Raw genomic sequence first — 14,073 nt, 5'->3', positions numbered from 1 at the left:
CGATGCAGAATGCCCAAAACACTCGCAACCGATGGATCGGTGTGCCAGTCGCGCAAGCTCAAGCTGTTCTGTTGATTATGTCTGATCGCAACTCGCACTTTGCCAACTCTTGTCTCATGACTGACCGTGATCTGGGAGGGCGACTCTTGGTCAACGATCTGTGCTGCATCCAGCTCAGATTTTGACGTCAAACCAATCTCACGAAACATGCATAAGCGGTCGCGGACACTACTTGCTTTTCCAATAGTTCAAATCGGAACGTCCACTTTCCTATTTTTGGCGTACAAGTACTTCACTTGCAGAGAGATATACACAGCACGGGGTCGCGAGCCTGAGCCTGGCTACGGGCACTGCGTCGGTGAACCATATTGGCCGCTAAGTCCGCATAGCCGACACCAACCTAGATTTACTTTGCCTCTTGAACCAAGGCTAACCGGTGCGACTTGATGATTAACCTCAGAAAAACCCGCGCATAAAGTCAAAGGCTCACGTCAGCTCTCCAAAAGAAAAACAGCGGCCCGTTAGAGCCGCTGTTTTCCGAATTTCAGTTCTGTCCGGATCAATCCAGTGTCCGGGTGACCTCTTCGCGCTCGAAGATTTCGATGACGTCGCCGGCGCGGATATCGTCGTAGTTCTCGAATGCCATACCGCATTCCTGACCCGACTGAACCTCGGCCACTTCGTCCTTGAAGCGCTTCAGCGTTTTCAGCGTGCCTTCGTGGATCACCACGTTGTCGCGCAGCAGGCGGACACCTGCGGAACGACGCGCCACGCCTTCTGTAACCAGACAGCCAGCAACCTTGCCAACGCCTGTAACCTTGAAGACTTCGCGGATCTCGGCATAACCGATGAACTTTTCGCGGATCTCGGCGCTCAGCAGACCGGAAGCGGCGGCTTTCACGTCGTCGACCAGATCGTAGATCACCGAGTAGTAGCGGATTTCCACGCCCTTTTGGTTCGCCGTGTTCCGCGCCGAGGCATTGGCACGCACGTTGAAGCCCAGGATCGGGGCGCCGGACGCTTCCGCCAAGCCGACATCCGTTTCGGTGATCGCGCCGACGCCTGAATGCAGCACCCGCACGCGTACTTCGTCGTTGCCGATCTTCTCCATCGCCTGAACGATGGCTTCGGCAGAACCTTGCACGTCCGCTTTCATCAGAATTGGCAGTTCGGTGACGTTTTCGTCTTCCTTGGCCTTTTGCATCAGCTGTTCAAGGGTGGTTGCGGCACCGGCGGCGGCGCGTTTGTCCTTGGCGGCCTGTTCACGGTAGGCGGCGATTTCACGCGCCTGCGCTTCAGTCTCGGTCACGTTCAGAACGTCCCCGGCCTCGGGCGTGCCATTCAGACCCAGAACCTCAACCGGAACCGAGGGTCCTGCCTCTTTGACGCGTTCGCCCTTGTCGTTGATCAGCGCACGGACTTTACCGTATTGCTCACCCACAACAAAGATATCGCCCTGACGCAATGTACCGGTCTGAACCAGAACGGTGGCAACAGGTCCGCGACCCACATCCAGCTGAGCCTCGATCACAGCGCCTTGGGCGGCGCGGTTCGGGTTGGCTTTCAGCTCAAGAATTTCGGATTGCAGCGCGATGGCTTCCAGCAGCTCGTCCAGACCCTGACCGGTGATGGCAGACACTTCGACGTCCTGAACCTCACCCGACATTTTCTCAACGATGACTTCGTGCTGCAGCAGATCGGTGCGAACCTTGTCCGGGTTCGCATCCGGCTTGTCGACCTTGTTGATCGCAACGATCATCGGGACACCCGCCGCTTTGGCGTGGTTGATCGCCTCGATCGTCTGCGGCATCACCGCGTCATCCGCAGCAACAACCAGAACCACGATATCCGTGACCTGTGCCCCGCGCGAACGCATCGAGGTAAAGGCCGCGTGGCCCGGTGTATCCAGAAAAGACAGCGTTGTGCCGCCATCGGTTTTCACCTGATAAGCGCCAATATGCTGGGTAATACCCCCGGCCTCACCCGCCACAACGCGAGCGTCGCGGATCGCGTCCAGCAACGAGGTCTTACCGTGGTCAACGTGACCCATGATGGTAATAACCGGCGGACGCGACTGCAGATCGCCTTCGCTGTCTTCGATCTCTTTGATGACATCCTCGACGTCAGAGGCCGAGACGCGCGTGACCTTGTGGCCAAATTCTTCGATGATCAGTTCCGCAGTATCAGCGTCAATGGTCTGGTTCTGCGTGACCATCATGCCCATGTTCATCAGCGATTTGACAACGTCCGCGACACGCTCGGCCATACGATTGGCCAGCTCGGACACGACAATCGCCTCGGGCAGCTGTACGTCACGGATAACCTTTTCCCGCTCGACAGCGCCGCCCATGGCTTTCTGACGCGCGCGCTCTTGCTTACGCTTCATGGCTGCCATCGAACGCTGACGGTTGCCTTCGCCACCCGTCGCCTGACCCAGAGTCAGCTTGCCTGAACGGCGGTTATCGTCACGGCCCTTGGTGCGCGCGCCGCGCTGTTCACGCTCGCGATCCTGCTTGCGTGGCGTTGCTGCAGGCGCAGGCTTGCTGGCCGGGCTGCGGGCGGCTTTTGGCTCTTCTGGAGTCGGGGTCGCCACGACACGCTTAGCGGCATCTTCAGCCTCTTTGCGCTTGCGTTCTTCCTCTTCGGCCTTGGCGCGCGCGCGTTCTTCGGCCTCGCGCTGTTCGCGCTCTTTGGCCTCTAGTTCCGCACGGCGACGGGCACGCTCTTCCTCGCGCGCTTTTTCAGCGGCCTGACGCTCGGCGGCCTCTTCGACCTCACGCGCCTTGGCAGCCTGCAGCGCCTTCATCCGGCGCGCCATTTCCACGTCGGAAATCCCGGCTGGACGACGCGACGGATCACCTGATGGCGTAGCTCCACCACCGGTTTTGGCCGCACCCGGCTTGGGGACCACCACGCGCTTGCGTTTGGTTTCCACCACGACATTCTTGGTACGTCCGTGGCTGAAACTTTGTTTCACATTTCCGGGGCGCGCCCCGCCACGAAGACCCAATGTCTTTTTGCCGTCACTATCGCTCATAAAGCTTCTTACCCTTCCGCGCGGCCCTTGCCGCCGTCATCCGTTTCGCGCAAGCCATGCAGGCGCTGCGCTTCCTCTACAACACGTTTGGCGAGTCCGCCAGAGGCCAAGGCCGCATGAATCACGGTTTGGCGCCCAAATGCCGCCCCAAGTTCGTCTGCGGTCAACCAGCCGATGTATTTCCCAAAGTGCGGCGTGCTGAGTTTCGACTTGCCGCGCCCCGATCCATCGGACGCCTGAAGCAATATCTGGGCCTCTTCCCGGTCCAGCATTGCCTTGACCTTTTCATAGCCAGCAACCGCATCACCGGACTTGCGCGCGAGGCTCAAAAGCTCGATCACGCGCCGCGCAATCTGCTTTTCAACCTCATCGGCCAGATCCTTTGACACAGTGACCTGCGCCTTGAACCCCCGCGCGAACAATTTCTTGCCGATGGCTTTATCCAACGCGCTACGGTCGGCCGAGACATAAACACCGCGCCCCGGCAGTTTTGCCGCGACATCAGGAAAGACCTGACCGTCTGGCCCGACCACAAAGCGGATCAGCCCATATCTAGGCTGAACCTCGCCAGTGGCAATGCACTTGCGTTCGGGTCCGTCAGACCGATCCTTATGGACGCCACCGCGACCCATGTGCGCCACCCGAAGCCTGCGATCAGGCCTCGGCTTCCTCGTCGGCCGCTACGCCGTCTTCTTCAGCTTGCTCCAATTCGGCAGGATCAACCCAGCCCAGCATGATGCGTGCGGTCATGACCAGATCCTGCGCCTCTTCCAGCGTTATGCCAAAAGGCTCCAGAACACCGTCATCCTTGATACGCTCACCATCAACTGTGGTCCAACCACCAGCCAGTTCCCAGTCAGCGCAGGTGGCAAAGTCTTCCAACGTTTTCACGTCGTCCTTGGCCAGCGCTTCTACCATCTGGGGTGTCAGACCTTCGAATTCAATAAGGCTGTCCTCGACACCCAGCTCACGCGCTGCATCCAGCGCCGCTTTGGCCTGTGCTTCCAGGTGTTCACGCGCACGGGTCTGCAGTTCCTGCGCGGTGCCATCGTCGACGCCGTCAATGACCAACAGCTCGTCGAGCTCGACATAAGCGACTTCTTCCAAGTTGGTAAACCCTTCCGAGACCAGCAGCTGCGCAAAGAACTCGTCCAGATCCAAGCTTTCCATGAACAGGCTGGTGCGGGCTTCGAATTCTTTCTGACGGCGCGCCGATTCTTCGGCCTCGGTCATGATATCAATGTCCAGATTGGTCAGCTGGCTGGCCAGGCGCACATTCTGACCGCGACGGCCAATGGCAAGGCTCAGCTGTTCTTCGGGAACCACAACTTCGATCTTGCCCGCTTCTTCATCCAGAACAACCTTGGACACCTCGGCAGGCTGCAGCGCGTTCACCAGGAAGGTGGGCTGATCTTCATTCCATGGAATGATGTCGATCTTTTCGCCCTGCAGCTCATTCACGACGGCCTGCACACGGCTGCCGCGCATACCAACGCAGGCACCGACAGGGTCGATCGAGCCGTCATAGGAAATGACAGCGATCTTGGCGCGCGATCCGGGATCGCGAGCAACAGCTTTGACCTCGATGATGCCGTCATAGATTTCCGGCACTTCCATCTTGAACAGTTCAGCCATGAATTCAGGCGCGGTGCGCGACAGGAAGATCTGGTGGCCACGAACCTCGCGGCGAACTTCCTTGATATAGGCACGCACACGGTCATTGGGGCGATAGCTTTCGCGGCCAATCTTGTCGTTGCGGCGCAGAACAGCCTCGGCACCGCCCAGATCGACGATGACATTGCCAAACTCTTCGCGCTTGACCGCACCGTTGATGATGGTACCTGCGCGATCCTTGAAGTCTTCGTACTGGCGATCGCGCTCGGCTTCGCGGACCTTCTGCAGAATCACCTGCTTGGCGGATTGCGCCGCGATCCGGCCCATTTCGACCGGAGGCACTTCTTCGACATAGACGCTACCGACTTCCGGCGCTTCCATGTATTGCTTGGCCTGCTCGACGGTCATCTCGGCCTGATAGTTCTCAAGCTCCTCATCTTCAACCACGGTGCGGACACGGGTAAAGGTCGCCTTGCCGGTCTTGCGGTCGATGCTGACGCGGATATCCATCTCGGCGCCGTAGCGGCTTTTGGCGGCACGGGCGAGCGATTCTTCCATCGCTTCGACAACCAGACCGGGGTCGATCATCTTTTCGCGGGCCACGGCCTCGGCGGTCTGCAGCAGCTCCAGCTGGTTGGCTGAGGTGATTGCCATCAGTTCGTCTCCTCTTCGGACCCTTCGGTCTCAATCTCGTCGAAAGCGTTTTCGTTCAGGGCACCGGCGTCCTTGCGCTGGCGCAGCATCTCTTTGATCAGATCATCGGTCAGGACCAGCTTGGCATCGCTTAGCCAGTCAAACTGCAAGCCGATGGTGATTGTCTCATCTCCCTCGGAGATATTGATCAAAACCTCATCGCCTTCGATCCCGGCCAGCTCCCCTTTGAAGCGGCGGCGGCCGTCGATCAGTTCGGCGGTTTCAATCTTTGCCTCATAGCCCTCGAACATCTCAAAATCCTTGAGACGTGTCAGAGGCCGGTCGATGCCGGGGCTGGACACTTCCAGCGCATAGGCGTCAAGGATCGGATCTTCGACATCCAGTGTGGCACTGACTGCGTTCGATATCTCTGCGCAATCATCCACTTCGATGCCACCATCGGGCTTGTCGGCCATGATCTGCAAGGTGGTCTGCTTGCCGCTCATCAGGCGGATACGGACCAGCTCATACCCCAGATCTTCGATCACTGGGGTGATGATCTCGGCCAGTCTCCGATCAATGGCAGCTTTGGCTATCAGTTCGTTTGTCATCAGCTACTCTACCCTGTCAGTCGGGCACAAAAAAACGGGCGCGCGGCCCGTCGAAATTCCCGGTGGAGCCCCAGACCAGAAGTCTGACACGCCGCTGTTGCAACTGCATATACGCAGGGTTTCCCGAGTCTGCAACCCCCGGCAGGAACCCTGACCGGAATTTACGCCAACCACCACCGTTCAGCGATGCGTCCGTCGTCCAGCGCGCGCGCGCCGCCGATCTGCTGGGGCATACCAACATGAGCAGCAGCAGCCAGCGCAATATCCGATTCGCTGGGGTGAAGGCGCTGACCGCGCAGTCCATTCAAGCCTTCGGATGATGGCAGGGCAGCAATATCCACATAGCCATCCCGCAATGCTTCGGCCCGGACGCGGGCATCAGGAATGACGATAATCTCAAAAGCATCCGCCCAGCCGGCCTGAGTGCTCTTATAATGGTCAACGACTTTGCGGCCCAGAAAGTGGCGATCATCCTCAGCCCGTTCGACACGGTAGCATCCGGTGCCATTGGCGATCTGCAGCGGTTTGACGCTCTGACCAGCCCGCGGGATGACAAATTGACTTTCGGCCAGCAGGAAAGGCAGGCCGGGATTAGGTTTAGCCAGTTCAAGGTGCAGCCGGTTAGGGGCCAGCGCTTCGGCGCGCCCGACTTCGGCCAAAACCGCCATCACATCAGCGATATCCAATGCTACGCCGTCGTGGAACACCGCATCATCGCGCAGATCAAACGTCCAGATCCGGGCATCCGTATCGGTCTGCCATCCTGTTGCCAGCTCACCTCGCAAGGTACCGTCAGGTGCGATTTCGGTCAGCGTGTCAAACACCGCCCCCCGTGCAACCTGTTCAAGACTGTCGTCACGCGGCACCGCAAGCCGCAGGGTTCCGCCCGGCTTGGGCGTATTCGCCAGTGAGGCGCCTGTTGCCGCCAACAGCGCCGCAGCGGCACCTGATGCAAACAACGCGCGGCGGTCAATGCGGGTCATGCTACCCCCTCGGCCACGCGGTTCATAATGCGGACCAGTTCGGCACTGATGCCGGGTTCAGACAGGGCATGGCCTGCCTGACGGACCATCTTCAATTCGACATTCGGCCAGCGCTCGGCCAGGTTCCAGGCAGAATGCGGTGGGCAGATCATGTCATAGCGGCCCTGAACGATATGGCCGGGAATATGAGCGATCCGATCCATCTGCTCCAGAATCTGCCCGTCCTGATCAAGGAAAGCCCGATTGATGAAATAGTGATTCTCAAGCCGGGCAAAGGCGCGCGCATACTCACCCGGGCTTTCTCCGGTGGATCCGTTCGAATGGATTGACGCCAGCGCATTTTCCCAGGCGGACCAGGCCCGTCCGTACAGAACCTCAGTCGCCCGATCCCCTGAGAACAGACGTTTGTTATAGGCCCCAATCGTGTCGGAAAGCTCAGTCTCGGAGAGCAGAGCGGTGAACTTGGACCATTGCTCGGGCCAGAACTTGCCCGCGCCACCACCATAGAACCAGTCCAGCTCGGCCTGCGTTGCCAGAAACACGCCGCGCAATATCAGCCTATTCACCCGGTCGGGATGCGCCTGCGCATAGATCAACGCCAGGGTTGCGCCCCAGCTTCCACCGAAAACGGCCCAGTCACTGATGTTCAACAGGGTGCGCAGCCGTTCGATATCGGCCACCAGATGCCAGGTTGTGTTGTCTGTGACCGACGCGTGCGGGCGCGAGCGTCCACAGCCTCTCTGATCAAACAGAATCACCCGAAAGACGTCCGAATCGAAATAGCGCCGCATTGCGGGGCTGCATCCGCCACCTGGGCCTCCGTGCAACACGACCACCGGCAGGCCATCCGGATTGCCGCATTGTTCCATATAGATAAGGTGACCATCGCCCACATCGACCATGCGCTGATCGAACGGGTCGATCGGCGGGTAAAGATATTGCACTGCGCGCTTTTGGTCCGGGTACTTGTCCATTATGGCCCTATATAGTCCTTAAACGTAAAAGAGCATACGGAGACAGGAATGCAAGCGCATCCGAACACGGTAGACCCGTCCGAGATCGCAAAATTCGAGGCGATGGCCGCCGAATGGTGGGACCCGCATGGGAAATTCAAGCCCCTGCATATGCTGAACCCCTGTCGTCTGGATTATATCACACAGCAAATCGCAGGCGAATTTGACCGTGATCTGAAAGCCCCGCGCCCGTTCGAGGGCCTGCGCCTGCTGGATATCGGATGTGGAGGAGGCTTGCTGAGCGAACCCATGGCTCGCCTTGGCGCCGAGGTCGTGGGCGCCGATGCCGCCGAGGGCAACCTGCCCGTCGCCCGCATCCATGCCGAGCAATCGGGGCTTGGGATCGACTATCGCCACACCACTGCCGAGGCTATGGCCGCCGCAGGTGAGCAGTTTGATGTGATTCTGAACATGGAGGTGGTCGAACATGTGGCCGACCCGCTCAGCTTTCTGACAGCCACGCGGGATTTGTTGAAACCAGGCGGACTTGAGATTTGTTCGACCATCAACCGCAATCCGAAATCCTATGCGATGGCCATCTTTGGTGCCGAGGTGATCATGCGCTGGCTGCCGCGCGGCACGCATGAGTGGAACAAGTTCATCACCCCTGACGAGTTGTTCGACCTGTTGCGTCAAGCCGGGTTGGACCCGGTGGACCGCAAGGGTTTCGTGTTCAACCCGATACTATGGAGCTGGTCGATCTCGAACCGGGATTTGAGCGTGAATTATGTGACGGCGAGCGTGAAGCCGGGGTGAACCTACTCCCCCTCCAACTGCAATCGCAAATCCCGCAGCACGGGCAGCGTGCTGCGGACCCGCTCCAGCCCCAGCTCTCCGACCACGCGGTTGATCAGCGGCGCAATGGACGAGATCGCCTGATCCCGAGCACTCCGCCCAGCGGGGCTGATGGCGACCATCTTGCGGCGGGCGTCGTCCCAGTCGGGGCGGATGTGGATATATCCGGCCCATTCCAGCTTGGCCAAGGTATTGGTCATGGCACCTCGGGTCACGTGAAACGTATCGGCTAGCTGTGCCGGGCTGCGTTCGTTGCCGACAAAGACAAGATGGTTCAAAACCGAGAAATGCGAAATTTCCATGCCCCTGGGCAGCACCCGGCTGAGCCGGTTACGCAATAACTGGTCTGCGGTCAGGATCTCGCTGAACAGCGTGACCGCGAGGGCATTGGTATCGTTTGTCATAGTCCAGATTCTGGATCAGGGGCCGTCAAAGGGACGGACATGTGTCAGCGAAGGCACGCGGCTTCGTGCTTCTGTAACAGAACTATCATCCAAATTGAAAAAGTGAATGCCCTGATCGGTCCCTGCGTCGATGACGACCTCTCCCCATGGGGCAACGACCATGCTGTGACCGTAGGTTTTGCGGGTCTTTCCCCTGGTTTTAGGGTGTTCACCGGTCTGCGCCGGGGCCAACACCCAGCATCCGTTTTCAATCGCCCGCGCCCGCAACAGCGACTTCCAATGGGCCTCACCCGTGACCGGTGAAAAAGCAGCTGGAACCGTCAGAATGCGCGCTCCAGCCTGCGCCAGAGATGCGTACAGTTGGGGGAAGCGGATATCATAACATATACTCAGACCCACTTTGCCGAAATCTGTCTCTGCTATGACCGCTCGTGTGCCGGGACGGTAGTTTTTGGACTCGCGAAACGTCTCGGCCTCGGACACCTGCACGTCGAACATGTGGATCTTGTCATACCACGCCACGATCTGCCCCTGAGGATCAATCATGAAGGACCGATTGGCAAACCGACCCTCCGCATCATGTGTTTTGATCGCCAACGAGCCGATCAAAAACCAGATCCCCAGGCTTGCGGCTTGTTCGCGCAGCCCCGCAAGTGTCAGGTCATCTTCTTCGTATTGCAGGATTTCCCGCTGCCGTGTGGACGAGGTGGACACGCAATTCGTCACCTCGGGCGTCAGAACGAACCGCGCACCCTGTCCTGCCGCTTCGGACATCAGGGCGCGCACCATTTTCAGGTTTTCAGCCGGATCATCCGACGAGGTGATCTGAAGCAGGGCGCTCTTCATCAGGCCGCCAGCAAACCGTCCAGCTTGCCCTGACGTTCCAGCTCATAAAGGTCGTCGCATCCACCCACATGCTGCGATCCGATAAAGATCTGGGGTACGGTGCGCTTGCCACCGGCGCGCTGGATCATTTCAGGTTTGCGTTTTGGGTTCCTCAGCACATCGACTTCCTGAAACTCGACGCCCTTCTGATTCAACAGCCGTTTTGCAGCGTGACAGAAGCCACAGAGCGGCGAGGTATATATTTCTACCGATTTCATATTCCGTACCTTTGGGTTTCGCACAATCCTGGGCGAGTTAGGTATCCTTGGCAACGCGCGCTAGGGTCAACACAAAAATATGATTTGCCCCGGATGCACGACAGACACGTGCACATGAGGTCAATGTTGCGCCTGATGTCATGACATCATCGACCAGCAGAATATCGCGCCCCTGCATCTGCCGAAGCCGCCTGGGATGCGCTGCAATCGCATTCTCCAGCGTTTCCATGCGCTGTGCGGCTGTTTTTCCATCCAAAACCGGCGTTCTTGTCCGTCGGACCAAAAGGTCCGGACAGGCCTCCAACCCGGTTTGCCGCCCCAGATGCTGCGCCAACAGGGCGGATTGGTTGTACCTGCGTTTCAGCAACCGGGACCAATGCAGCGGTACCGGCGCGATCAGCATGTCCTCGCGAAACAAATCCCGACCCGCCAGGGCCATCCAGCGCGCCGCAGGGCGTGCAAGCTCGGGCCGGTCCCCATGTTTCAGAGCCAGAATCAGGGATCGCGCCTTGCCATCATACAAAAGCGCAGACCGCCCATCGCGCCAGGGGCGCGGCGTTTTCATACAGTCATCACATTCGATTCGGTGGCCATCGGCCTCACCCGGCAAGGGCACGCCGCAGCTTTCACATACAGCGCCACCGATAAAGGGCGTTTCACGCCAACAGGAGCCACAGAGGCCGAAATCCGACTCGGTCAAATCACCGCATCCCAGACAGCGCGGGGGATAGATCATCTGGACAGCGGTTTGAATCCGCTGCCACATGCGATAGTTGCGCCCTATGAAACTGCCTGATTCCAACGCACCCTCACTGTTCGACCGCGCAATCCTTGCACGGCGTCGGTCCCGCGCACGGGAAGATGCCTTGTTCTTGCACCGCGCCGCAGTTGACGAGGTTCAGGATCGGCTCGCCTTGGTTAATAAAAGCTTTACGGACCCGGCGATCGTGACCCCTTTTGCGCAAGTCTGGCAGGATGTGTTGCCAATGGCGCGGATCATCCCGGATAACGAGGTGCTGGACCTGACTCCCGGTGCCCATGATCTGGTGATCCATGCCATGGCTCTGCACTGGGCTAATGATCCGGTTGGGCAGTTGATCCAGTGTCACCGCGCGCTGCAACCTGATGGGCTGTTGCTGGTGATCTGTCTGGGCGGTGAAACCCTGCGGGAACTGCGCGCCGCACTTGGGCAGGCCGAGGTTGAGGTCACGGGCGGCCTCAGCCCCCGCATCGCGCCGATGGCCGAGCTGCGCGATCTGGGCGGGTTACTGCAACGCGCCGGACTGGCCCTGCCGGTTGCTGATACCGCGCGATTGACGGCGGAATATCGCGATCTGACCCACCTGATGCATGACCTTCGGGCAATGGGTGAAACCAACAGCCTGCAAAACCGCATGAAACACCCCACAAACCGGCAGGTCTTTGCCCGGGCGCAACACATCTATGCCAACCATTTCAGCACTGATCAAAAACGCCTCAAGGCGACATTCGAACTGGTCTGCCTAACCGGCTGGTCTCCCGATGAAAGCCAGCCAAAACCGCTGCGTCCGGGCTCGGCCCAGATGCGGCTTGCGGATGCTCTGGGCGCAAGCGAAGGCAAACTGTCCGATTGACGAATGCGGAATTCCGGTTATCTCAGCCCGAAGCAAAGACATCTCAGGAAGTGAAACATGTTTGACGCCACACGCCCCGATCATGCCCCGGCGGATCACCCCAAAGTCAAAACGGGCCGCGTCGGCATCCTGCTGGCCAATCTCGGCACCCCCGACGATTACAGCTATTGGCCCATGCGCCGTTATTTGAACGAGTTTCTGTCGGACCAGCGCGTGATCGACTATCCCAAGTGGAAATGGCAGCCAATCCTGCAGGGGATCATCCTGACCAAACGGCCCTTCAGCTCGGGTGAGGCGTACAAGTCGATCTGGAACCACGACAAGGGCGAAAGCCCGCTGATGACGATTACCAAGGACCAGACCGCCAAATTGCGTGACGCGATGCAGGCACGCTATGGCGACAAGGTCATGGTGGAATTCTGCATGCGCTACGGCAACCCATCGACAAAATCAAAGGTCCGGGAAATGGTCGCGGCAGGCTGCGACCGGGTTCTGTTCTTTCCACTGTACCCACAATACGCAGGGGCCACGACCGCCACGGCCAATGACCAGTTTTTCCGCGCTCTGATGGATGAGACGTGGCAACCCGCCAGCCGTACCGTGCCCGCCTATTTTGACGAACCCGCCTATATCGACGCATTGGCGGGCTCGGTTGAAAAGGCCTATGCCGCGATGGTGGACAAACCGGACATACTGGTCTGTTCCTACCACGGCATGCCGGAACGCTACCTGCAACAAGGCGACCCCTATCACTGCCAATGCGCAAAAACGACTCGGTTGCTGAAAGAAAGGTTGGGCTGGTCTGACGACCAGCTTGTATCGACCTTCCAGTCACGATTCGGCCCGGAAGAATGGCTCAAGCCATATACGGTCGACCATGTGGCCGAGTTGGCAAAACAGGGTAAGAAAAGGATCGCCGTTATCGCACCAGCGTTTTCCTCCGATTGCATCGAAACGCTGGAAGAGATCAACGAAGAGATCAAAGAGAGTTTTGAGGACGCGGGCGGCGAAAGCTTTACCTATATCCCATGCCTGAACGATGACGAATCGCACATAGCGGCCCTGGGCAAGGTGATCGAGGATAATTTGAAGGGTTGGCTGGACTAAGCCACCCAGTCGACTAGGCACAAAAAAAGGCGGTGGAAAGCTCCACCGCCTTTTCTTTAGATATCGCTTGTCGAATTAGCTTGCTGCAACAGCTGCGGCAACAACAACCAACAGGATCAGCGGCAGGATGATGCCGTTTGACGAACCCTGAGTTTCTTCAACAACAACAGGTGCTTCAACAACCGGCTCTTCCAGGTTGCCTGCATAAGCGGTCGAAGCAGCAGCAGTCAGTGCAGCGGCGAGAACGAGTTTCTTCATATTAACCTCCAGGATACGCACGGTTCCGTATAGTGAAACCATGCACTCAAGACTTACCTCGTGTTTTTTTCTAATCAGCTATCCAACTGGAATGCAAATGGAAGTTGCGCCACAAGCGGGTACCTGCGCGGAAATGTCGTCAAATTAGCAACACTTGCGTGCCAACCTTGGCCATTGAGAACAGTTCGGCAATATCGTTGTTGAAAAGACCGATGCACCCATTCGAAGATCGGCGCCCAATTTTGCGCGTATCATGGGTTCCGTGAATTCGGTAATATTTCCAGCTTAGATATAAAGCATGTGTTCCCAGAGGGTTATCCGGACCCGGCGGGATATAGTCTGGCCATTCCGGATTTCTTTTCTTCATCGAAGGTGTTGGCGACCAGCTTGGGCCCTCGACCTTGCGGATCACACTGGTCCGGCCGCGGCGCGTCAGCTCTTCGGTCAGGGGAACCGACGACGGGTATAGTTTGTACACCGATTGATCGTCAGACCAGTAATGCAGCGCCCGCGACACTGTATCGACAAGGATAGCGCCGTTTTTCGTGTTGGAAAAATAGGGCTGCCAGTCCAGCGCCCTGAAGCCAGAGATGTTACGGCGCACCGCGGGTTCGTCCTCGGGTGCGGGGCGCAGCGGGTCTCCGGGGGTGTATTGGGCAATCGCAGGCGAGGCGACCAGAGCCGAGACACCCGCGACGAATCCGCGTCGGGTTGTATGAGTAATGCTTTTCTTGACCATGATCGCAGGTCCTTTTCACAGAAAATCTAAAAATCCTGTGCATTTTATTGCCAGAATGCTTCAGTCGCAATTGAAACCGGCAGAATCACGCAGAACAAAGCCATTGTGCGTTTGCCCACAGCCTTCTGTCACGCTATGCCGTATGGCAACACAATAATCAGGT

The 14,073-nt window shown here is 58.3% G+C and carries 15 protein-coding genes; 3 read left to right on the top strand and 12 right to left on the bottom strand.

From position 1 onward, the window contains the following. Positions 1–559 precede the first annotated feature (559 nt). From infB to pip, 6 genes are all read right to left on the bottom strand, one after another. Positions 560–3,037 carry a translation initiation factor IF-2 gene (infB, locus tag AC2FFF_RS16305; protein ID WP_281973586.1) on the bottom strand — a complete coding sequence of 826 codons (2,478 nt, stop codon included), beginning with the start codon at positions 3,035–3,037 and terminating at the stop codon, positions 560–562. 8 nt (positions 3,038–3,045) lie between these two features. Then, positions 3,046–3,669, bottom strand: coding sequence for an RNA-binding protein (locus tag AC2FFF_RS16300; RefSeq protein WP_142638257.1), 624 nt, complete (start codon positions 3,667–3,669; stop codon positions 3,046–3,048). A gap of 22 nt (positions 3,670–3,691) precedes the next feature. Then, positions 3,692–5,305: a transcription termination factor NusA gene (nusA, locus tag AC2FFF_RS16295; RefSeq protein ID WP_271950779.1), complete on the bottom strand. Its 1,614-nt coding sequence runs from the start codon at positions 5,303–5,305 to the stop codon at positions 3,692–3,694. Further along, positions 5,305–5,895, bottom strand: a complete 591-nt coding sequence (gene rimP / locus AC2FFF_RS16290; RefSeq protein WP_142638261.1) for a ribosome maturation factor RimP — start codon at positions 5,893–5,895, stop codon at positions 5,305–5,307. The genes nusA and rimP overlap by 1 nt, the downstream gene beginning before the upstream one ends. Positions 5,896–6,056: 161 nt before the next feature. Then, the gene (locus AC2FFF_RS16285; protein WP_281973585.1) at positions 6,057–6,878 is read right to left on the bottom strand and encodes an ABC transporter substrate-binding protein; all 822 of its coding nucleotides are present in this window, start codon (positions 6,876–6,878) and stop codon (positions 6,057–6,059) included. Next, on the bottom strand, positions 6,875–7,852 hold the full coding sequence (pip, locus tag AC2FFF_RS16280) for a prolyl aminopeptidase (protein ID WP_281973584.1): 978 nt from the start codon (positions 7,850–7,852) through the stop codon (positions 6,875–6,877). The genes AC2FFF_RS16285 and pip overlap by 4 nt, the downstream gene beginning before the upstream one ends. 48 nt (positions 7,853–7,900) lie before the next feature. Here pip and ubiG point away from each other — a divergent pair, with 48 nt between their 5' ends. Further along, on the top strand, positions 7,901–8,647 hold the full coding sequence (ubiG, locus tag AC2FFF_RS16275) for a bifunctional 2-polyprenyl-6-hydroxyphenol methylase/3-demethylubiquinol 3-O-methyltransferase UbiG (RefSeq protein WP_281995591.1): 747 nt from the start codon (positions 7,901–7,903) through the stop codon (positions 8,645–8,647). Positions 8,648–8,649: 2 nt separating this feature from the next. Here the strand turns inward: ubiG and AC2FFF_RS16270 are convergent, their stop codons facing one another. From AC2FFF_RS16270 to AC2FFF_RS16255, 4 genes are read right to left on the bottom strand one after another with little or no spacing between them, the layout of a single operon-like run. Next, positions 8,650–9,090, bottom strand: coding sequence for a MarR family winged helix-turn-helix transcriptional regulator (locus tag AC2FFF_RS16270; protein ID WP_142638269.1), 441 nt, complete (start codon positions 9,088–9,090; stop codon positions 8,650–8,652). A gap of 15 nt (positions 9,091–9,105) precedes the next feature. Beyond that, positions 9,106–9,936, bottom strand: coding sequence for a carbon-nitrogen hydrolase family protein (locus AC2FFF_RS16265; RefSeq protein WP_281973582.1), 831 nt, complete (start codon positions 9,934–9,936; stop codon positions 9,106–9,108). Next, positions 9,936–10,193, bottom strand: a complete 258-nt coding sequence (gene grxC, locus AC2FFF_RS16260) for a glutaredoxin 3 (RefSeq protein WP_142638273.1) — start codon at positions 10,191–10,193, stop codon at positions 9,936–9,938. Before grxC ends, AC2FFF_RS16265 begins: the two co-directional genes overlap by 1 nt. 37 nt (positions 10,194–10,230) lie before the next feature. Beyond that, entirely contained in the window at positions 10,231–10,959 is a 729-nt protein-coding gene (locus AC2FFF_RS16255) for a ComF family protein (protein ID WP_281973580.1), read from the bottom strand. A gap of 16 nt (positions 10,960–10,975) precedes the next feature. Here AC2FFF_RS16255 and AC2FFF_RS16250 point away from each other — a divergent pair, with 16 nt between their 5' ends. After that, positions 10,976–11,806 (top strand): methyltransferase domain-containing protein, encoded by an 831-nt coding sequence (locus tag AC2FFF_RS16250; protein WP_281973579.1) that lies wholly within the window; start codon positions 10,976–10,978, stop codon positions 11,804–11,806. Between the two features lie 57 nt (positions 11,807–11,863). After that, positions 11,864–12,913, top strand: a complete 1,050-nt coding sequence (hemH, locus tag AC2FFF_RS16245) for a ferrochelatase (protein WP_281973578.1) — start codon at positions 11,864–11,866, stop codon at positions 12,911–12,913. A 75-nt stretch (positions 12,914–12,988) separates the two neighbouring features. Here the strand turns inward: hemH and AC2FFF_RS16240 are convergent, their stop codons facing one another. Further along, on the bottom strand, positions 12,989–13,171 hold the full coding sequence (locus AC2FFF_RS16240; RefSeq protein WP_142638281.1) for a hypothetical protein: 183 nt from the start codon (positions 13,169–13,171) through the stop codon (positions 12,989–12,991). Between the two features lie 139 nt (positions 13,172–13,310). Further along, positions 13,311–13,910, bottom strand: a complete 600-nt coding sequence (locus AC2FFF_RS16235) for a L,D-transpeptidase (protein ID WP_281973577.1) — start codon at positions 13,908–13,910, stop codon at positions 13,311–13,313. Positions 13,911–14,073: the final 163 nt, after the last annotated feature.

The sequence above is a fragment of the Ruegeria sp. YTSA226 genome (genome assembly GCF_059609905.1).
Note: the sequence above shows the minus strand (reverse complement) of the source record. Positions and strands in the feature narration are given on the sequence as shown.